The organism is Myxococcus sp. XM-1-1-1, assembly GCF_020037095.1.
Classification (GTDB): Bacteria; Myxococcota; Myxococcia; order Myxococcales; family Myxococcaceae; genus Myxococcus; species Myxococcus fulvus.
The window spans coordinates 25,523-45,363 of record NZ_JAIQDH010000036.1; the positions used below are offsets into that span (position 1 = coordinate 25,523).

Consider the following 19,841-nt stretch of genomic DNA (forward strand, 5'->3'; position numbering starts at 1 on the left):
TGGGTTCACGTCTCACGCGAGGAGGCGCTCATCGCATGCCCGCGTTCCACGGCGGACGCGGACGAGGACGTGGCCGCCGTCCTGACAGCGGTGCTCGACATCCTCGCGGGGCGGGGCCGTCGTCTCCTGGCGGACAGCGCACGGCGCGGGACTCCCAAGGGCGCCGCGCGGATGTCCGGTGGTGGCCATCGCCTCTTTCCACCATCCGACGAGGAGCCCCCGGTGGGATTGGCCCACCCGCACCTTGCTGCCTACGCAGCAGGAGCGCGAGGGCGAACACATGGCGGAAGTCTTCGATGTGGTGGTGATTGGTGGTGGGCCCACGGGCGAGAACGCGGGAGCGCGAGCCGCCGCGGCCGGGTTGTCGGTGGCCCTGGTGGAGCACGAGCTGCTCGGCGGTGAGTGCTCGTACTGGGCCTGCATCCCGAGCAAGGCGCTGCTGCGTCCGGCAGACGCGCTGTGGCTGGCGAAGCAGGTGCCCGGCGTGCGGGAGACCCTCAAGGGTCCGCTGGTGGCCAGCGCGGTGCTCGAGCACCGCGACGCGATGGTCGGCTACTACAAGGACGACTCGCAGGTGAAGTGGGCGGAGGGCGCGAAGCTGAAGGTGGTGCGTGGCCACGGCAAGCTCGCGGGCCCACGCAAGGTGCGCGTGGAGGCGAAGGACGGCGGCGTGCGCGAGCTGGAGGCGAAGCGCGCGGTGGTGCTGGCCACCGGCAGCCGGCCTCGCATCCCGGACATCCCGGGGCTGAAGGAGGCGCGGCCCTGGGACAACCGCGAGGGCACGGCGGCGAAGCAGGTGCCCCAGCGACTGTTGGTGCTGGGCGGCGGCGTGGTCGCGGCGGAGCTGGCGCAGGCATGGCGCTCGCTCGGCGCGGAGGTGACGCTGGTGGAGCGTGGCAAGGCGCTCCTGTCCCGCTTCGAGCCCTTCGTGGGCGAGCAGGTGGAGCATGCGCTGCGCGAGGACGGCGTGAAGGTGGTGAAGGGGGCCACCGTCACGAACGTGAGCCGGCCTGGGGGACAGGGCGAGGTGACGGTGAAGCTGTCGACGGGCGAGGAGCTCCGCGCGGACGCGCTCCTGGTGGGCATGGGCCGCGTGCCCCGCACGGACGAGCTGGGGCTGGAGACGGTGGGGCTGAAGCCCGGCGAGACGGTGCAGGTGGACGACCAGCTTCGCGCGAAGGGCGTGGAGGGAGGGTGGCTCTATGCCTGCGGAGACGTGAACGGGCGAAATCTGCTGACACACATGGGCAAGTACCAGGCGCGCCTGGTGGGCGACGTCATCGCGGGGAAGAAGGCGAGCGCGTGGGCCGACACGAAGGCCACGCCGCAGGTCATCTTCACGCACCCGCAGGTGGCCAGCGTGGGGCTCACCGAGGTGAAGGCCCGCGAGAAGGGGCTGCCCGTGCGCACGGTGCAGTACGATTTGGGCAAGGTGTCGGGCACGTCGCTGCTCGGCGAGAAGCTGGGCGGCACCGCGAAGCTGGTGGTGGACGAGAAGCGGCGCGTCGTCCTGGGCGCGACCTTCACCGGCCCGGAGGTGGGCGAGATGCTGCACGCGGCCACCATCGCCGTCGCGGGTGAGGTGTCGCTCGACACGCTCTGGCACGCGGTGCCGTCGTTCCCCACCATGAGCGAGGTGTGGCTGCGGCTGCTCGAGGAGTATGGGCTGTAGCGTGTCGACGGCGGTCGTCGCCCGCACGCATGTCTGACTTTGCGTCCGGGCGACCCATCCCAGACAACACCCCCGCGCGCCCTCCGCGCAGGCGGGCCGTCATCGCCCGTGAGACATGACGTCGAGCGCCCGCACGCTCCCTGGCCAGGCTCATGTGCCGCCAGGTCAGTGAAACACCTCCCTCCACGCCAGGCCCACACCGCCGGACACCGCGTGCCGGAGATGGCCCCCCTGCCCGTGGAGCCCGCCCCCTCCTCCACGCACAGGCCGTTGCCGGGCAGGGCCCCGGCGTGAAATGGTGAACACCTCCCCCGCCCTTCATTCCCGCGATGAACGTCGATGCCCTGGGGCCGTGCCGACACCACGGCCTTCCCCGCCCATGGCCCTCACCTCGCGTGAATGGGCCCGTCCACCCGACCCGGAGCCTGGCCCCGTGACGACCTCGTCCCAGTCCGCGAGTGCGCTCAGCGAGCCCTCCAGCCAGACGACCTACACCACCACCCGGTGGGCCCGCTGGCTGTGGTGGCTGGTGCTCGCCGTGCTCCTCGTCGCCGCCGTCGCCGTGGGCCAGCACCCCCGCCGGGGCGTGGACTTCCGCGTCTACCTCACCGCGGCCGAGCGCTTCATCGAGGGCACTGACCTCTACCGCGTCTCCGACGGCACCATGCCGTTCAAGTACGCGCCCATCACCGCGCCCCTCTTCATCCCCTTCTCCCTGCTGCCCTCGCGCATGGCCGTGGCGCTGTGGAACGTGGGCTCCATCCTCGCGCTCATCGCCGTGGCCCGGCTCACCCGCCGCGCCCCCCATGGCGCAGGCGAAGCGCCCCCCTGGTCCTGGGGGCCCCCGCTCGCCACCATCGCCCTGCTCCCCGCCTTCACCTTCGAGCTGTTCTACGGCCAGGTCGACGTCGTCATGCTCCTGCTCGTCGTCGTCTCGGCCCTGGGCGCCGAGCGCGGACAGGTGTGGCGCCCCGGCGCGGCCTTCGCCGTGGCCTTCCTGCTCAAGCCCCCCGCGGCCCTCATCGGCCTGTTCTTCCTGTGGCGCCGGCACTGGAAGGTCATCGGCGCCACCGCCGTGTTCGGCGCGCTCCTCTGCCTGCCCACCCTGGCGCGCTATGGCTGGGACGGCACGCTCGCCCAGTTCCAGCTGTGGAGCGAGACGCTCGCGCGCACCACGCCGCCCTGGGTGCTCAGCACCAACGCGCAGGGCCTGCCCACGCTGTTCATCTCCCTGTTCTACCCGGGCTCGCTCGAGACGCCCCCCGGCGCCACCATCACCCTGGCGCAGCTGGTCGCCCTCACCGTGTTCCTGGTGGGCGTGGCGTGGGCCCGGCCCGGTCCCGCGGACCTGTTGGCCCTGTGCTGCCTGGGCGTGACGCTCCTGTCACCGTTGGCGTGGCGGGCCAACTACGTGCTCGCGTGGCCCCTGGTGCGCGCGGCCACCGAGGGGCGCGCGCGCGGCAACCTCACCCTGGTCGCGGTGATCGCCTTCATCGGCACCGTGTTCTCCGACAAGGGCCTGGGGTTCGACTGGTCGCATCATGTGATGCTGATGCGCCCCTTCGCCCTCATCTACACCGCGTTGCTGATCGCCACGCTGTGGCAGGTGCGCAAGCAGGGCTCGCTGTCGGCCATGACGCCCGGTGACACTCTCGCCCGTCTGCCGCGCACCCTGCGTGGCATGCGGGCGTCGTGACGCTTCCGTCATCTTCCTGGCCTGAAAGTGTCACGGGGTCCGGACACCCCTGAAACATGGCGTCGCTATATGCGCGTCAGCCATGTTCGAAACGTTCGACAGCGCCTCCGATGTCGCCTCGGCGCGAAGGTTCGCGCTCTCCACTTCGGCGTCCGTCGCCGTCTTCGTGCTCATCGGCGTCGTGGTGGTCTCCGCCGCCGACAAGGTCCGTGAGGTCATCCAGGAGAAGAAGGGCACGGACGTCGTCTTCCGTCCGCCCCCGCCTCCCGTCGTCGAGGTGAAGCCGCCTCCGCCCCCGCCTCCCGCGCCGCCGCCCAAGGCCAAGCTGCCGCCCAAGGCCGCGCCGCCCGCCGTGGCCAAGGCGCCCCCTCCCGCCGCTCCGCTCGTCGCGCCCGCCGCCATCGTCGCGCCGCAGGCGGTGCCGCTCGAGAAGCCGCCCGAGGCCGCCACGGAGACCGTGGCCGCCGCGCCCATCGCCGTCGGAGGCACGGGCGCGCTGGTGCCCGGCGGCGTGGTGGGTGGCACGGGCACGGGCACGGGACTCGCGGGAGGTGGCGGCCGCGCGGCCCCCATCAACCTGCCCGAGTCGGCCACGCCGCCCGAGCCGCTCGAGTCCAACCTCATCCCCGAATACCCCTCCGACGCGCGCTCACGCGGTCAGGAGGGCATGGTCATCCTCAAGGGCGTCGTCGAGGTGGATGGCCGCGTCACCCAGCTCAAGGTCATGCGCGGTGACGAGCCGTTCGCCAGCGCGGCGATGTCCGCGGTGCGCACGTGGCGCTTCAAGCCCGCCGTCGTCGAGGGCCGCCCCACGGCGGTCTTCCGCATCTTCAAGGTTCCTTTCCGTCTCAAGTCGTAGGTCGTCTGTCTCACCCCGCACCTGCCCCCCAGGAGCACCTCGTCATGAACTTCAATCTTCGGGACATCTACAACCACATGGGCGTGTTCGCCCTGGGCATCGCCTGGACGCTGATGCTCTTCGCCGTCGCGTCCCTGGCGGTGTTCTTCGAGCGTCTGTTCGTGTTCTTCCGCTCACGCAGCAAGTCGCGCGTCTTCGCCGCCCGCGCCGGCCAGCTCCTCCTGCAGCAGCAGCACGAGGCGCTGGTGAAGGAGGCGGAGGGCACCAAGGGCAGCCACCTGGCCATGCTGCTCGGCGGTGGCATGAAGACCTTCCTCGCCAAGTCCAAGCTGCCCGCGGGCAAGCTGGGCCCGGTGGAGCTCACCCGCCGCGAGCTGGTGCGCATCAACGAGCGCGTCAGCGCGGACGTGCGGCGCGGGATGTCCGTGCTCGCCACGGTGGGCTCGGTGGCGCCGTTCGTCGGGCTGCTCGGCACGGTGGTCGGCATCATCGAGGCCTTCTCCGGCATCGCCAAGGAGGGCTCCGGCGGCCTGGGCGCGGTGTCCGCGGGTATCGCCGAGGCGCTCGTCGTCACGGCGCTGGGCCTGCTCGTCGCCATCCCCGCGGTGCTGATGTTCAACTTCCTGTCGACGCGCGCGGACTCGCTCCAGCTGTCGCTGGATGCGGCGCGCAGCGAGCTGATGGACCACCTGGAGGACATGTCCACGGACAAGCGCCCGGGCGCCAACAACGGCGCCGTGGCCACGGGCCCGGAGACGGTGGCGCGCCGGGAGGGGCTCGATGTCCGCCCGGCGTAGCAGCCTCACCCCGGAGATGAACGTCACGCCGCTGGTCGACGTGGTGCTCGTCCTCCTCATCATCTTCATGGTGGTGACGCCGCAGATCGAGTCGGGCGCGTCCGTGGAGCTGCCCGCCGCCACGAACCCGGACAAGGAGAACAAGGAGCTGGAGCCCACCACGGTGAGCCTGGCCACCAACGGGTTCTTCTACCTGGACCGCAAGGAGCTCAAGAAGGACGCGCTCATGGTGGAGCTCAAGGCGCTGCGCGAGAAGAAGCCGGACTCGCCCGTGGTGCTCAAGGCGGACCGCGGCGTGCGCTACTCCGAGGTGCGCGGGCTCTTCAAGAGCATGCAGGAGATGGGCTTTCCGGGCATCAACCTCCAGGTCGTCGAGAAGAAGGGCCCGTAGGAGCACGCCATGGCATTCGACCTCGGTGGAGCCAAGGGCGGCCTTCGCCCCTCGATGAACGTGACGCCGCTGGTGGACGTGGTGCTCGTCCTCCTCATCATCTTCATGGTCGTCACGCCGCTGATGACCAAGCAGATGTGGATGACGGTGCCGGCCAAGCCGGACAAGGAGGACACCACGCCTCCGCCTCCGGACGCGCTGCCGCCGGTGGTGCTCACGGTGGACCGCGCGGGCGTGCTGCGCATCAACCGGGAAGAGGTGCCGAGGGACCAGGTGGTCACCCGGCTCCAGCGCATGCTCAACGCGCGCCCGGACAAAATCGTGTTCTTCGACGCGGGCGACGACGTGCCCTACGGCGCCGCCATGGAAGTGCTGGACCTCGCCCGGGGAGGCAATCTCACCGTGGGCGTGCTGCCTGACAAACTCGCGGACTGAGTCTTCCGCGCGGCGGCGGGTCGTGACCTCGAGTTTGCGATCCGCCGCCTGAATCGTCACAAGCCATCCATTCCAATGCCATCCGTATCGCGTTGTTTACGGCGCGACCGTTGGCAAGGAGAGTCGTGTTGTCTCCCGCAAGCTTTTCGCGCGCCCTCGTGGCGGCGCTCACCCTCATCACCACCCCCGCGTTCTCGCGGATGAACGGCCAGGAGCCCGTCGCTCCCGCCGTGGCGGCCCTCGGTCAAACCCCTTCCACCCCCGGCGGGGAAAGCACGCCGTCCGGGACGGAGACGCAGGTCGTCCCGCCCGTGACGGACCCCAACGCGCCCCCGTCGGAGGAGCTGCGCCCCTCGGCGCCCGGCATGGCGCCCGCGCCCGACGGAACGAAGCAATCACAGACACCTCCGCCCTCACCCGCGCCGAACACGCCGCGGTCTGGTGCCACGCAGGCTCCCGCCGCCGCGCAGCCGGGCGCCACGCAGGCCCCCGCCGCCGTGCAGCCCGATGTCTCGCAGCAGGGTTCCACCGCACAGCCGGACGGCTCGCAGCCGGGCGCCACGCAGGCTCCCGGCACGGTGAAGCCGAATGGCTCGCAGCCGGGCGCCATGCAGGCTCCCGGCACGGAGAGGCCGAATGGCTCGCAGCCGAGCGCCGTGCAGGCTCCCAGCACCGTGCAGCCTGATGGCTCGCAGGCTCCCGCCACCGTGGCCACGCAGCCCGATGGCGCGCAGCCCCCGGGCGCCGTGCAGCCGGATGGCTCGCAGGCTCCCGCCACCGTGCAGACGCCGGGCGCCGAGGAAGTCCCGACCGAGGGCATCGCGACCGACGAAGCCGTGACGGCCGAGGACGAGGCGATGATGGCCGAGGCCTCCGAGCCTCCCGCGGGCTTCACGGGCGTCTACGGCAAGGTCGTCGACGAGACGAACCAGGAGGGCCTCATCGAGGCCACCGTGAAGGTCGTCACGGGCGCGCAGAAGCAGGCGCTCACGGACCTGGACGGCAACTACCGGCTCGCGCTCCCCCCCGGCAAGTACGACCTGCGCGTCTTCTACGACGTGTACCAGGGCCGCCGAATCACGGGCGTCATCGTCACCCAGGGCAAGGCCACCAAGCTCGACGTCGCGCTCAGCGCCGACGTGGGCGCCGTGCAGGAGGTCGTCGTCGAGGCCCGCGCGGACCGCCGCGCCGAGGGCGCCCTGCTCCAGGAGCGCAAGAAGGCCGCCGCCGTCTCCGACGCCATCAGCGCCCAGGAGATCTCCCGCACCCCCGACTCCAGCGCCTCCGACGCCGTCAAGCGCGTGGTCAGCGCCACCGTCGTCGACGGCCGCTACGTCCTGCTGCGCGGCCTGGGCGGTCGCTACACCACCACCCTGCTCAACGGCGCGCTCCTGCCCAGCCCCGAGCCCGACGAGCCCAGCGTCCCGCTGGACCTCTTCCCCACGTCCCTGCTCGCCAACCTCAACGTGGTCAAGAGCTACACCGCCGACCTGCCCGGCTCCTTCGGCGGCGGCACGCTGCTCATCGAGACCAACACCTACCCCAGCCAGTTCGAGTTCAAGCCGCGCATCACCTTCGGCGGCGACACCGAGTCCACCTTCCAGGGTCGCAACGCCCAGCGCGGCGGCGGCGCCATGGAGTTCCTCGGCTTCCCCGGCGACACCCGCCGCCTGCCCGCAGCCATCCCCACCGACCACGCCCTGGGCAACGGCGGCGAGTCGCGCGAGGAGCTGACCCGCCAGTGGAACAGCTTCAACAACGTGTGGAACGCGCGCCGCACCACCGCGCTGCCGAACATGGGCCTGAGCGCGTCGCTCGGCGACACGCTGCGCTTCGAGAACAAGCGCCTGGGCTACCTGGCCACCGTCAACTACGGCCACCGCGAGAACACCCAGCGCACCCAGTACACCAAGGCCGCGTATGACCTGCGCGGCGACTTCGTCAGCTACGACGACGCCCAGACGCAGCTGGGCACCGAGGTCGCCAACCTGAGCGGCCTGGCCAGCGTGGGCTACCAGCTCAACCGCGACAACGAGCTGACCCTCTTCAGCCTCTACACCCGCGGCACCGAGACGCGCACCACCACCAGCGACGGCGTGGACTCGCTCAAGGGCGACCTCTACCAGGGCAGCCGCCTGCAGTTCATCGTCCGGCAGCTGTCCTTCAACCAGCTGCGCGGCTTCCACCGCATCGGCCTGTTCGGCGACTCGGAGGTGGACTGGCAGGCCAACTTCTCCCGCGTGGACCGCGACGAGCCGGACACCCGCGACTCGCTCTACAGCGACAACCTGGGCAACCCCTCCGGCGGCATGTCCTTCCCCAACCAGGCCAACAGCGGCGAGCGCTTCTTCGCCGACCTGGGCGAGACGTCCTTCGGCGGCAGCCTCAACGTCACCGTGCCCTTCAGCGACGTGCGCGTGAAGGTGGGCGGCCTCACCCAGCTGTCCTTCCGCGACTTCCGCGCCCGCCGCTTCCGCTACAGCCTCAGCCCCAACTCGGACGTGGACCGCTTCCTGCCGCCCGAGGTGCTCTTCAGCAGCGACTACCTGGGCAACGGCATGCGCATCCAGGAGAGCACCCGTCCGGACTCGGACGCGTATGACGCGTCGCTGGGCATCTTCGCCGGCTACGTCACCGCGGACGTCACCCCCACCGAGTCCCTGCGCCTGGTGGGCGGCGTGCGCCTGGAGAGCTCGCGTCAGGAGCTGGTCGCGCTCAACCAGTTCACCGACGTGGAGGCGTCTCGCAACGACGTCAACTACCTGGACTGGCTGCCGTCGCTCAACGCCATCTACGCGCTCACCCCCACGGTGAACCTGCGCGCCGGCTACAGCTACACGCTGGCGCGGCCGTCCTTCCGGGAGCTGGCGCCCTTCTCGTTCTACGACTTCGTGCGCCGCCGCAACATCTCCGGCAACCCGGACCTGGTGCAGACGCGCATCCACAACGTGGACGCCCGCGTCGAGTGGTTCGCCGGGGAGAACGAGGTCCTCGCCGCCAGCGCCTTCTACAAGCGCTTCCAGAACCCCATCGAGCGCGTCATCAACTCCGTGGGCTCCGGCGACATGAACTTCGAGAACACGCCGGCCGCCAACACCTACGGCCTGGAGCTGGAGGCGCGCGCGTCGCTGGGGCGCCTCACCCCCACGCTGCAGCCGGTGAAGGTGGGCGCCAACCTCACGCTCATCCAGTCCGAAATCGACCTGGGCAACGTGCAGGGCCTGCAGACCAATTCCAAGCGCCCGCTGCAGGGCCAGTCGCCCTACGTCATCAACGTCAACCTCGGGTACGAGCGGCAGCAGAGCGGCACGGAAGTGGCGCTGCTCTACAACGTGTACGGCCGCCGCATCGCCGAGGTGGGCACGGACAACCTGCCGGACGTCTACGAGCAGCCCTTCCACCGCGTGGACCTGGCCGTCACGCAGAAGCTCACCGAGTCGACGCAGCTGAAGCTGACCGCGTCCAACCTCCTCAACTCCCGCATCAAGTTGCAGCAGGGCGACATCGCCCTCGTCGAGTTCCGCCCGGGCCTCGCGTTCTCCGCGTCGCTGGGCCTCTCCCTGTAGTTCCCCTCCCGAAAGGAAGTCTCGTCATGAAGCGCTTGTTCGCCTCCCTCTTCATCATGTCCAGCCTGGTGGTTGGTGCCGCCGGCTGCGGCGACGACGACAAGAAGGACCCGCCTCCCACCAACCCGGAGCCCACCAACCCGGAGACGGTGGAGGTCTCCCAGGACATCACCGCGGACACGACCTGGAAGGCGGGCAACACCTACGTGCTGAAGAAGTACGTCTTCGTCAACAGCGGCACGCTCACCATCGAGGCGGGCGCCACGGTGAAGGGTGAGACGGGCAGCGCGCTCATCATCACCCGCAACGCGCGCATCAACGCGGTGGGCACGGCGGACAAGCCCATCGTCTTCACGTCCTCCAAGGCGGAAGGACAGCGCGAGGCGGGCGACTGGGGCGGCGTGGTGCTGCTGGGCAAGGCGCGGCTGAACGTCTCCGGCGGCGAGACCACCGTCGAGGGCTTCTTCGCCACCAGCGGCAACGAGCAGACGAAGTACGGCGGCCAGGACGACGCGCACAGCTGCGGCACGCTGAAGTACGCGCGCATCGAGTTCGCCGGCTTCGAGCTGGCGCCGAACAACGAGCTCAACGGCCTCACCGTGGGCGGCTGCGGCTCCGCGACGGACATCGACTACGTGCAGGTCCACCTGGGCCTGGACGACGGCATCGAGATGTTCGGTGGCACCGCGCCCCTCAAGCACATCGTCATCACGCAGGCGGACGACGACGCGCTGGACTACGACCTGGGCTACACGGGCAAGGTGCAGTTCCTGGTGGTGCAGCAGAGCCCGCGCGTGGGCGACCGCGGCATCGAGGCGTCCAGCCACAAGACGACGCCGACCCAGGAGCCCATCAGCGCGCCGGAGATCTGGAACGCGACGTTCATCGGCTCCAACGCGGACCCGGGTGGCAACCCCTCGCAGGAGGGCCTGGTGTTCAACACCGGCGCCGGCATCCGCCTGCGCAACGCGGTGGTCGCGTACTTCAAGGACCAGGCGGTGGACGTGGACGGCGAGGCCTCCGCGGCGCTGTTCAACGAGGCCGGTGACTCGCGGCTGTCCATCCGCAACACCTTCTTCTGGGACAACGCGAACCTGACGGACACCATCCCGTTCGCGCCGAATCCGAAGGTGGAGGGCGGCGTGACGGTGGACCCGGACGTGAGCCGCTTCAACGAGGCGGAGAAGATCCTGGTCGCCGCCAACGGCGTGAAGGTGCAGGACCCGCAGCTGACGGACGCGACGAACCTGACGGCGCCGAACTTCCTGCCGAAGGCGGGCTCGCCGCTGCTCAACCCGGACAACGCGGCCACGCCGGGCGCGGGCTTCGACACCAGCGCTCGCTTCGTGGGCGCGTTCGGTACGACCAACTGGATGGCTGGCTGGACGGCGTTCCCGCAGAACTGAGTCGTCTCGGGTGTACCCGCCCGGCGTCCGTGCGTTGAGCGCGGAGGTCGGGCGGTCTCGTGGCCCGGCGCGGGTCTCTTCCGGAGGGGGGCTCCGGGAAGGCCTCGCGTCCGGGCCGCGGTTTTTCAAGGCAGTGGGTGCTGCCCTCCTCCGTGTGACGCGACTTCCCTCGCGCTACGCGGAGGGCAGCACGCCGTTGCCCTCGTGGGCGATGGCCAGGGACTCGGCGGTGGCGCCCTCGGAGAAGAGGGACGCGCCCTGCGCGGGACGCGCCTTGGGGGGGCGGCCCCGGCGCTTCGGCGCGTTCTCCTCGTTGCCGTTCGCCGCGGCCACCGGCTCCGAGGTGGCGCCCTCCGACTTCGGCCCCTTGCGCACCGGACGCGGCAGGTGGATGGCGTCCAGCTTCGTGGCCAGCTCCGGGTTCTCCTCGGAGAACACCCGCGCGTAGGCCAGCGCGCGCTGGCCCTTCTGCAGCAGCGCGTCCTGGCTCTCCTGCAGCCCCTGGCGCGCCGCCTCCAGCGCCGCCTGCGCCTGGGCCACCGCCTCCGCCTTCGCTCGCACCTGCGCCGCGGCGTCGTCCAGCACGTCCCCGCTCATGTCCGGGAAGCGCACCTCCGCCAGCTCCGTGGTGAACAGCTCGAGCAGCGCACGCAGCGCCGGGGAAATGGGGTCGTTCTCGTTCGAATCGAACATGGCGGGCCTCCTGGCTCCTCGCGGTAGGGCCGCCATCTGCTCACGTGTTCAGTGTCAGATCAAGAGGGTACGCTGCGAGGCCGGATTGTCGGCCCCGCGCGCGTTTCCTCCCACACACCGCCGGCTGACGCTTCGTTCAGTGCCGACGTTCCGGCGTCAGTCCACGCGCACCAGGGCCGCCTCGCGCAGCCCCTCGTTCGCGCCGACGTCCACCGCGAGGTAGTGACGGCCCACCCCATCGAAGGTCTCGGGAATCGCGCCGCCGCCTCCGGAGATGAAGGCCGGGATGCCCGCGTTGGTGAACGAGTAGTACGAGTGGATGTGGCCATAGAGCGTGAGGTCCACGCCCTCGCGCGCGAGCTTGCCGACCAGGCTCGCGGACTCGCCGCGGTTCGCGAAGCCGCCGCCGCGCAGGCCCACCGGGTCCTGGGGCGGCACGTGCATCGACACCACGTGCGTGCCGTGTCGCGACGACGCGAGCCACCCGTCGAGCTGCTCCTCCACGATGGGGTCCAGCGTGCCGTTGCTCGAGTCCACCACGGTGAAGCGCACACCCTGGAAGACGAAGCTCTGGTTGCCCCGGCCCACGAGCGCCGTGTACTCCTCCGCGTCCTTCGAGAAGGTCTCGTGGTTGCCGAGCGTCGCGTACAGCGGGATGGGCGAGCCCGCCTCCAGGCGCTCCTGGAACTCCAGCAGCTGCTCGCGCGTGCCGTTCTCGGTCAGGTCTCCGGAGAAGAGGATGAAGCGCAGCGTGGGGTCCTTCGACAGGCGCGCGTAGATGTCTCCCACCCGAGGCAGCGCCTCCTGTACGTCCGCCAGCGCCGCGAAGCGGAACGGCTCCGCGGAGTCCCAGCCCGGCGGCGCGACGTGCAGCTTCGCCACGGCGCCGGCGCGCAAGCCCACGCGCCAGGCCTTCACGGTGCGAATCGACTGGGGCACGGGCTCCACCGCGAGCAGCTCGCCGTCCTCCAGCTCCGCGACGAGCCGCGCGTCCGGCATCGCGTTGCGGACCGTGATGAGCCAGTTCGTCGTCGCGCTCGCGTCCAGCGTGGCGCGCGCGGTGAAGACCGGGGCGTTGCCCCACAACGTCACGCCTCCGGACTCCACGCCGCGCACCGCCGCGAGCCCGTCCTCCACCACGAGCGAGAGTCCACCGCCCTCCGCCTGCCCGACCTTCAGGTCGCGCATCGCGCGGTTCTCCGCCGGACGCAGACACCCCGCCAGCAACAGCGCCGACACCACGCCCACGCTTCCGAGCCGCATCACTGCGCTCCTCCCTGACCCGACACGCCGACACCACGCGTCCTCGCGCCCTGCTTCGCGGCGCGACTCCCATGCAGCGTCAGCGCGGACATGAGAGACCGACGCCTCGCCACTTCGGTCCTCTCCCGCGTCCGCTCACGACGTCCCGACGCGGAGTCGGTACACATGCGCTCGTGCATCACAGGTCACCTCCGAACGCGTAGATGAGCGACAGGCGTCCGACGAGCGCTCCACCCGCCTGCGCCTCCGCGGCCACGCCCCACGCGTCCGTCAGCAGCACGCGCCCGCGCAGACCGAAGTTGCCCACCACGCCGCCGCCCAACGAGCGCACTCCGCCCGCGAAGTCATCCTTGCGATGGTCGTAGTACAGCATCGCCTCGCCCCTGAACGGCCCGCCTCCGCGCCCCAGCCACACGCCGTAACCGAACGTGAACAGCAGCTGCGTGTGCAGGTTCCCGTCGTCCACCGGGCCGAAGTACGTGTAGCCCTGCATCGACATGCCCAGGCTCACCTCGGCGAACGAGCCCGCCAGGGACGGGCTCACCCGCGCCATCGCGTAGCGGCCTCGCAGCCCCACGTCTCCGCCGATGACGGCGAAGCCCTCCGTGGGGAAGCGGTGGAACAACCCCACCAGCTCCGCGTCCAGCGAGGACCCGTCCGAGCCTTCGAGCCTGCGCTCCGACACCCCGAGCAACCGATACGCCCCGCCCACCCGCACCTGCGTGTTGCCCTCGTCCGGCGCCAACCTCGCGGTGGCCCGGAGCTGCACCTCGTCGAAGCGCGCCACCGCGCCCAACGACACGAAGTGGTCGTAGTCGAACGACGTGTCGCTCACGTACTGGTAGCCCATCTCCAGTTCCAGCGGCGGCAACGACGGCGGAGGCACCCCCGGGTCGAACGCCGGCGACGCCACCGAGTACAGGTTCGCGAGCGCCGAGATGCCGAACACGCTGAAGCCCGCCAGCGTCACCGCGTACAGCGGCGCGATGGTCTTCCGCGACGCACCCGTGAGCGCGATGGGCACGCCGCCCAACGCGATGAGCCCCAGCCCCGTGCCCTCCAACGCGAACAGCCGCTTCGCCGTGTGCCCATCCCCCGCCACCGCCGGCGCCAACCCGTGGAACAAGAGCCCCGGCACCACCGACACCACCGCGGGCAGCACCTTGAACTCGCGCGGCCCGGCCGTCGACGACGCGGGCATCAACGTCAACGCGCCCTCGCTCGGCGCCACCGTGGCTCTGCTCGCCAGGTCCCTGTCGGTCAGGACCCTGAGCGGGAAGTCCGACTCGCCTTCGAGGTGCTCGTCCGGGGAGGACGTCTGCGCCTCGGGAGGCTCCACCCCCGGCCGCATCGCGGGCCCCACCGTGACGCGACCCGGCAGGTCCCTCGGGATGTCCGACCCGCCCAGCTCCGGACTCCGGGCGAGCAGATCGAACGCGGAGGGTCTCACCGCCTCCAGCTCCTGCGCCCGCCCACGCATCGGCAACGCGAGCAATGCGCCCATCACCACCAGGGCAAGGGGCCTCGAGCGGGAGGACAGCTCGGACAACATCGGCGTCGCCTCGTTTCTCCGGAAGAAGGCCGACCGCCCTCCACCACCGGCCCGCGCGGCCGTGCCGGCCTACATAACCGCCCTTCCCCCGCGCGCGCCGGACACGTCCGTGAAGAAATGTGAAGCGACCCGACAGACTCGGGCGCGGCTCCCACAACCCTCTGGAATCACGGCGACTCTTCGCCACAATCCCCCGGACCCCGGATTATCCCCCGACCGCGACGAATCATTCTGAGACCCCCAGCCCCCTCAGTCCGAGAGCTGTCACACCCCCGCGACAGGCCACCCGGGCGAGGTGAGGGATGACTCAGGTCTCGGTTTTCCACCAGGCCCCGAGGCACGGAACACCCTGGTGACGCGTTCGCATGCGACTGGAGCCCGTTCCGGGACTTTCAATGGAACAAGAGTATGCTTGGTGTTTCACGACGACCTGACCTGGCCTTGTAAACGTGGCGGAATCCCCCCCTCAGCAGTTCGGCAAGTACGTCCTTCTTTCGAAGATTGCCGCGGGCGGCATGGCCGTCACCTACCGCGCCCGGATGACGGGGGCCGCGGGCGTCACGAAGCCTTGCGTCATCAAGCAGATCCTCCCCCACTTCGTGGACGAGGCGGACTTCGTCGAGATGTTCATCGGCGAGGCGCGGCTGGTGGCCAGCATGAGCCACAGCAACATCGCGCAGGTCTTCGACTTCGGCGAGGTGGGCGGCCAGTACTTCATCGCCATGGAGCTGGTGCAGGGCCAGCCCTTGTCCAAGGTGCTGCGCCGCGCGCAGCGCGCGGGCATGGGGTTCTTCCCGGAGCCGCTCGCGCTGCATGTGGCCAGCAAGCTGTGTGACGGCCTGGACTACGCGCACCGCCACGTGGGCGAGGACGGCGTGGAGATGGGCCTGGTGCACCGGGACGTCTCGCCCGACAACGTCCTCATCTCCTACGAGGGCGAGGTCAAGGTCATCGACTTCGGCATCGCCAAGGCCACCAGCGCCGTGGAGGCGAAGACGTCTCCGGGCACGCTCAAGGGCAAGTACCCGTACTTCTCCCCGGAGCAGGCGCAGGGCCGGCAGGACCTGGACGCCCGCACGGACGTGTACGCGGCGGGCGTGGTGCTCTACGAGATGGTGTGCGGCAAGCGCCCCTACGAGGGCGAGTTCGTCACCGTCCTGCCGCGCATCCTCACGGGCGACTGTCTGCCGCCGTCGGCGAACAACCCGACGGTGAGCCCTGATTTGGAGACGGTCATCGGCAACGCGATGGCCATCGACCGGGAGGCGCGCTACCAGACGGCGAAGGAGCTGAGCGAGTCGCTGGTGGAGCTGCTCTACCGCGACAACCCGCGCTTCACGCCGACGATGCTGTCGCAGCTCATGGCGTACCTCTTCGCCGAGGAGCTGATGGCGGAGGGGCGCAAGGCGGAGGTGACCCCCGCCTTCAAGGAGCAGGTCGCGCTGTGGCAGGCGGGCATCGTGGAGCCGTCACAGGGCCGGGCCCGGCCCCTGTCGTCGGGGAGCGTGTCGCGGCCCTCGAGCCCCGGCATGCGCTCCAGGCCCGGCAGCGAGGGAGGCGCGCGGCCCCCGAGTGACGGCGCGCGACGCTCCGCTCCGGGCAGCAACCCCGACATGCGCAAGGTGTCGAGCGCGGGCGGACGCCGTGCGACGAACACCGGCATCCCTCGCGCGGAGACCACCGGCGCGGGCCGCAAGTCCGGCTCCTACGAGCGCCCCGGTCCGCCCGTCCCGGAGCTTCCGGACGAGCCCGCCACGGACGCGGGCATCGACATCCTCAAGACGTACGTGCCCACGGTGGTCCCCGCCGCCGTGGCCGCGATGGGCGACGACCCCCGGGACACGCCGGTGGAAATTCCCGTCGTCACCGCGCAGGCGGTGGCGCCGCAGCCCTCGGGTTCGGCGCGCACGTATACGGGGACGGGGTTCCGCACCGCGGCGGACGAGGCTCGCGAGAAGCTGGCCCGCGAGGAGGCCGAGCGCGGGGCGAAGCGGCAGAAGGACATGCGGACGATGACCCTCTACATGTTCGGGTCCGCCATCGTCCTGCTGTTCGTCGCGCTCTTCTACCACTTCGTCATCAAGTCCGACCCGCCCCCGGAGGCGGTGGCGGTCCACACCACCACGCTGCGAATCACGTCCACGCCCGCGGGCGCCAGCGTGAACCTCAACGGCAAGGACGTGCCGGGCAAGACGCCCGTGACGCTGGACGGCGTGCGCGTGGGCGAGGCCAACACCCTGGCGCTCACGATGCCCGGGTATTCGACGTGGATCCGCCGCTTCACCCCGACGTCGGTGTTGCTGGAGCCGATGAACGCGGAGCTGGAGGCGCTCAAGCCTCCGGAGCCCGCGCCCGTCGCGGTGGCGCCCGTGGACGACAAGGCGGATGACGACGTCGTGTCCCTCGTCGGGGCCGAGCAGGATGGCGGCGGCGCGGCGACGGACGACGCGGGCACGGTGGCCGTGGCGGCGGAGGGCAGGCCCGCCGAGCAGCAGCAGGCCGCGGTCGAGAAGATGACCGCGTCGCAGCGGGCACTTCATGAGGTGGACTACCCCACGCGGCTGTTGGTGCTGCGGCCCCAGTACAACGCGGCGCCCATCCCCGAGTACTCGACGGCCTCCATCGACCTGAACCCCTCGCTGTCCTACTCGGTGTGGACACAGGGCAGCGCGTCGCTGGCCGAGGGTCGGGGGACCGCGTCGGGGACGCTGGTGTACTTCATCGAGGGCGAGGGCCCGGCGGACTCGAGCTTCGGATTGTTGAGCGCGTCCACGCGGACCATCAAGAACGCTCGCAAGCTGCATGTGTTCGCGGTGGATGACAACGGGCCGGAGGACAACAGCGGCACGGTGCGCGTGAACCTCCGGCAGTCCGCGTATGTGCCTCCGCGCTCGCTCACGTTCGACGCGAAGGAGCACGCCCTGCAGCTCAAGCCCGAGCACCAGGTGGTGCTGCGCGGCCTGAATCCGCGCGCGACGTACCTGTTCACGGTGCGCGACGACTTCGCGGAGGTGCGCCCCGGGGCGAATGGACGCATCCAGCAGATGCTGTGCGTCGAGCGGGGCACGGAGCCGGCCTCGGTGCGCGCCACGCATCGCATCCTCGAGACGGGCAAGCGCTACCAGATCACCGACACCGAGGACCTGCGCTGCTTCTTCCCGGACGTGAAGCGCGAGGACAACCAGGGCGCGCTCGAGGTGGACATCGTCGATGCCACGGCGATGACGCGCAAGGAGCGCGCCGCCGCGCTCAAGGGCTCGCGCCGCTCGGAGCGGTAGTCAGGCCCAGTCGGAACGGACGCTTCTCGCGAGCGGCGTCCTCCTCGTGGCGCCGCCATCCAGGGAGGTCGGCCGCGCGGAGAGGCGGTGGACGCGGACGACAGACACGCGGGCCCCGGCTTCGCTCGCTCACGTGCCCAGGTGCTGGGTCGACCTGCCCCCTCCGCTCTGGGGTAGCAGGCGACGGGGCGAGCCCTCCATGCGCCTCCCGGTCGGCGAGCATGAGCCGGAGCCGTTCATCGGGGGCTCGGCGACATGCGTTCCCGGACCTGGGCGGGGTGCCTAACCTGTCCCTGTCGCACCCCGCATTCAGACGGGGCGCGATGCGAGCTGACAGCTTCCCGCCGTAAGGGCTATCGGGGCCCGTGTCGCACTCGTGGCCCGGCTCGACAAGACGGGAAAGGCACGTGGGCGCGGAGCCGAGGAGGGCACCGGGCCCACGAGTCTATCCAGGCTCCTCGCGTGAGCGCATCAGCGCCGCCAGCTCGCCGTCCCCCGGGAACGGGCTGTGCTCCAGCGCCGAGATGACGGCCTTGCGGTCCGCCTCGCCCTTGTTCTGGCTGAGCTTGAACTTGCCCTCCAGCCGCGTCACCCGGAGCTCGAACGCGACGATGCCGCCGAGCAGCCGGTTCACGTACTCCTGGGACTGCTCCATCGTCCACGGGGGAGCGTTGCCGGCCTCGTAGCGCGCCGCCGTGTCTCGCAGGATGCGCAGCACCTCGTCGCGAGACTCGATGACGCTGGGCCTGCCGTACGCGTGCACCGTGGCGTAGTTCCACGTGGGCACCTGGGAGCCCGTCGTGTACCAGGTGGGTGACACGTAGGCGTGGGGCCCCTGGAAGATGACCAGCGCGTCGCGCTCGGCGGGGAACGCGCGCCACTGCGGATTCGGCAACGCCATGTGCGCGAGCAGTCGCAGCGCGCCCGCCGCGTCCCGCTCGACGAGGAACGGCAGGTGCGTGGCGAAGGGCGCGCCGTCCTGGTCCATCGTCACCAGCACGGCGAAGGCGTGCCGCGTCATCAGCGACAGGAGACGCTCCGCGTCCCGTTCCTCGAAGTGGCGGGGGATGTACATGCCCCCTTGCGTCCCCCGGGTGGGGCCACCGCGTCAACCGGGGCTTAAGAACCGCGCAAGGTTTGTCCCCTACCTTGGTTCTCGTGCGCGGGGCCGGCGCGCGCTTCGACGTGTGTTGCGGGGAGACACCATGAAGCTCAAGGCAGGCATGTTGGCGGCCGCGCTGGTTGGCGCGGGCTGTGGCGCCCAGAAGACGCAGGACACCACCGAGCAGCAAGCCGTGGTCGCCGTCGCGGGAGCCATCAACGAGGCGCAGTCCGCGGACGTGCCTCTCGGCTCCCGGTTCCTGGAGGGGTTGCCGCTCGAGGTGCGTCGCTGGGAGCACGAGGGCTTCCAGTGCGACGCCGAGCCGGAGACCGCCGAGGTGGAGGTCTGCGGACAGCGCTTCCCCTCCGAGCTCCATCTGTCCTGGACAGACTGCCAGGCGCGCGCCCGTGGGCCCCGTGGCGGAGGTTGTGGATGGGAGCGGCCGCCCGCGCCCGGTGGCGGCCCCCGGCCCGAGGACTCCGAGCGCGGTGAGGCCACGGGTGTGGTCTCATCGGGCACGGTGGAGGTGGTGACGGCCATCGCCCCGGTCGAGGCGTGCGGTGAGGACTCGCCGCTGCGCTTCGAGCAGCAGTCCACGCACGACATCACCCACACCCTGGAGGATGGGCGGAGCGCGAAGATGGCGGGCAGCATCGCCTCCACTTCGGTGCGAGTGCCCGGCGCTCGCCAGACGCTCAGCCGCGCTGTCACCGTCGACACGACGCGCACGCACCTCGACGCGGCAGGGACGGTGCTCGACAGCCTGCACCTCACGGGCTCGCTGGAGGAGAACTTCGACGCGGAGGCGGACACGCCCACGCGCACCAGCAACGGCACGCTCACCGCGACGCTCGCGGATGGCAGCGCGTCCTCGGTGACGCTCACCGGCATCATCCGGGTGCCGCCGTCCGTCTGCGCGTGGCCGCTCGCTGGCACGCAGGTGCGGACGGATGCGGAGGGCACCACGAACACGCTGGTGTTCGGACCCGAGTGTGGACAGGCCACGCTCGATGGCGAGGCCATCACCCTGCCCGCGCGTCCGCTCGGGCCCCGTGACGGAGGGTTCGGTGGCAAGCCACCTCGGGGCGGTGGCCCCCGCGGTGGCGGGCGCTGAAGCCTCGGCGTACTCCA

The 19,841-nt window shown here is 70.7% G+C and carries 14 protein-coding genes; 10 read left to right on the forward strand and 4 right to left on the reverse strand.

All coding sequences use genetic code 11. The features are described 5' to 3' along the window. The first annotated feature begins 280 nt into the window (after positions 1-280). From K8640_RS39845 to K8640_RS39880, 8 genes are all read left to right on the forward strand, one after another. Positions 281-1,672, forward strand: a complete 1,392-nt coding sequence (locus K8640_RS39845) for an NAD(P)/FAD-dependent oxidoreductase (RefSeq protein WP_223751850.1) — start codon at positions 281-283, stop codon at positions 1,670-1,672. A 433-nt stretch (positions 1,673-2,105) separates the two neighbouring features. Continuing rightward, the gene (locus K8640_RS39850) at positions 2,106-3,368 is read left to right on the forward strand and encodes a glycosyltransferase family 87 protein (RefSeq protein WP_223751851.1); all 1,263 of its coding nucleotides are present in this window, start codon (positions 2,106-2,108) and stop codon (positions 3,366-3,368) included. Between the two features lie 82 nt (positions 3,369-3,450). After that, on the forward strand, positions 3,451-4,227 hold the full coding sequence (locus tag K8640_RS43000) for an energy transducer TonB (RefSeq protein ID WP_305070718.1): 777 nt from the start codon (positions 3,451-3,453) through the stop codon (positions 4,225-4,227). Positions 4,228-4,271: 44 nt separating this feature from the next. Then, positions 4,272-5,024, forward strand: a complete 753-nt coding sequence (locus tag K8640_RS39860) for a MotA/TolQ/ExbB proton channel family protein (protein WP_074948347.1) — start codon at positions 4,272-4,274, stop codon at positions 5,022-5,024. Beyond that, positions 5,008-5,415, forward strand: coding sequence for a biopolymer transporter ExbD (locus K8640_RS39865; RefSeq protein WP_046710473.1), 408 nt, complete (start codon positions 5,008-5,010; stop codon positions 5,413-5,415). Before K8640_RS39860 ends, K8640_RS39865 begins: the two co-directional genes overlap by 17 nt. A 9-nt stretch (positions 5,416-5,424) precedes the next feature. Further along, entirely contained in the window at positions 5,425-5,850 is a 426-nt protein-coding gene (locus K8640_RS39870) for a biopolymer transporter ExbD (protein ID WP_141324143.1), read from the forward strand. A gap of 365 nt (positions 5,851-6,215) precedes the next feature. After that, complete coding sequence (locus K8640_RS39875) at positions 6,216-9,416, forward strand: TonB-dependent receptor domain-containing protein (RefSeq protein WP_370640445.1); 3,201 nt, start codon at positions 6,216-6,218, stop codon at positions 9,414-9,416. 26 nt (positions 9,417-9,442) lie between these two features. After that, a complete protein-coding gene (locus tag K8640_RS39880; RefSeq protein WP_223751852.1) occupies positions 9,443-10,822 on the forward strand; it encodes a hypothetical protein in 1,380 nt (459 codons plus the stop codon). Positions 10,823-10,996: 174 nt separating this feature from the next. Here K8640_RS39880 and K8640_RS39885 read toward each other — a convergent pair whose 3' ends face one another. The 3 genes from K8640_RS39885 to K8640_RS39895 form a co-directional block, all read right to left on the reverse strand. Continuing rightward, entirely contained in the window at positions 10,997-11,515 is a 519-nt protein-coding gene (locus K8640_RS39885; RefSeq protein WP_223751853.1) for a hypothetical protein, read from the reverse strand. Between the two features lie 156 nt (positions 11,516-11,671). Beyond that, positions 11,672-12,778: a metallophosphoesterase gene (locus K8640_RS39890; RefSeq protein WP_223751854.1), complete on the reverse strand. Its 1,107-nt coding sequence runs from the start codon at positions 12,776-12,778 to the stop codon at positions 11,672-11,674. Positions 12,779-12,956: 178 nt separating this feature from the next. Further along, a complete protein-coding gene (locus tag K8640_RS39895) occupies positions 12,957-14,330 on the reverse strand; it encodes a hypothetical protein (RefSeq protein WP_223751855.1) in 1,374 nt (457 codons plus the stop codon). 449 nt (positions 14,331-14,779) lie between these two features. Here K8640_RS39895 and K8640_RS39900 point away from each other — a divergent pair, with 449 nt between their 5' ends. Then, positions 14,780-17,608, forward strand: coding sequence for a serine/threonine-protein kinase (locus K8640_RS39900; RefSeq protein ID WP_223751856.1), 2,829 nt, complete (start codon positions 14,780-14,782; stop codon positions 17,606-17,608). A 445-nt stretch (positions 17,609-18,053) separates the two neighbouring features. Here K8640_RS39900 and K8640_RS39905 read toward each other — a convergent pair whose 3' ends face one another. Continuing rightward, the gene (locus K8640_RS39905) at positions 18,054-18,683 is read right to left on the reverse strand and encodes an FMN-binding negative transcriptional regulator (protein WP_223751857.1); all 630 of its coding nucleotides are present in this window, start codon (positions 18,681-18,683) and stop codon (positions 18,054-18,056) included. 130 nt (positions 18,684-18,813) lie between these two features. On the opposite strand from K8640_RS39905, the gene K8640_RS39910 reads away from it, so the two are divergent. Beyond that, positions 18,814-19,824 (forward strand): hypothetical protein, encoded by a 1,011-nt coding sequence (locus tag K8640_RS39910; RefSeq protein WP_223751858.1) that lies wholly within the window; start codon positions 18,814-18,816, stop codon positions 19,822-19,824. Positions 19,825-19,841: the final 17 nt, after the last annotated feature.

Excerpts from the sequence above, each read along its gene's own strand:
- K8640_RS39845 (WP_223751850.1), top strand. The coding sequence starts at position 281 with ATGGCGGAAGTCTTCGATGTGGTGGTGATTGGTGGTGGGCCCACGGGC.
- K8640_RS43000 (WP_305070718.1), top strand. The coding sequence starts at position 3,451 with ATGTTCGAAACGTTCGACAGCGCCTCCGATGTCGCCTCGGCGCGAAGG.
- K8640_RS39860 (WP_074948347.1), top strand. The coding sequence starts at position 4,272 with ATGAACTTCAATCTTCGGGACATCTACAACCACATGGGCGTGTTCGCC.
- K8640_RS39865 (WP_046710473.1), top strand. The coding sequence starts at position 5,008 with ATGTCCGCCCGGCGTAGCAGCCTCACCCCGGAGATGAACGTCACGCCG.
- K8640_RS39870 (WP_141324143.1), top strand. The coding sequence starts at position 5,425 with ATGGCATTCGACCTCGGTGGAGCCAAGGGCGGCCTTCGCCCCTCGATG.
- K8640_RS39875 (WP_370640445.1), top strand. The coding sequence starts at position 6,216 with ATGGCGCCCGCGCCCGACGGAACGAAGCAATCACAGACACCTCCGCCC.
- K8640_RS39880 (WP_223751852.1), top strand. The coding sequence starts at position 9,443 with ATGAAGCGCTTGTTCGCCTCCCTCTTCATCATGTCCAGCCTGGTGGTT.
- K8640_RS39885 (WP_223751853.1), bottom strand. The coding sequence starts at position 11,515 with ATGTTCGATTCGAACGAGAACGACCCCATTTCCCCGGCGCTGCGTGCG.
- K8640_RS39890 (WP_223751854.1), bottom strand. The coding sequence starts at position 12,778 with ATGCGGCTCGGAAGCGTGGGCGTGGTGTCGGCGCTGTTGCTGGCGGGG.
- K8640_RS39895 (WP_223751855.1), bottom strand. The coding sequence starts at position 14,330 with ATGTTGTCCGAGCTGTCCTCCCGCTCGAGGCCCCTTGCCCTGGTGGTG.
- K8640_RS39905 (WP_223751857.1), bottom strand. The coding sequence starts at position 18,683 with ATGTACATCCCCCGCCACTTCGAGGAACGGGACGCGGAGCGTCTCCTG.
- K8640_RS39910 (WP_223751858.1), top strand. The coding sequence starts at position 18,814 with ATGAAGCTCAAGGCAGGCATGTTGGCGGCCGCGCTGGTTGGCGCGGGC.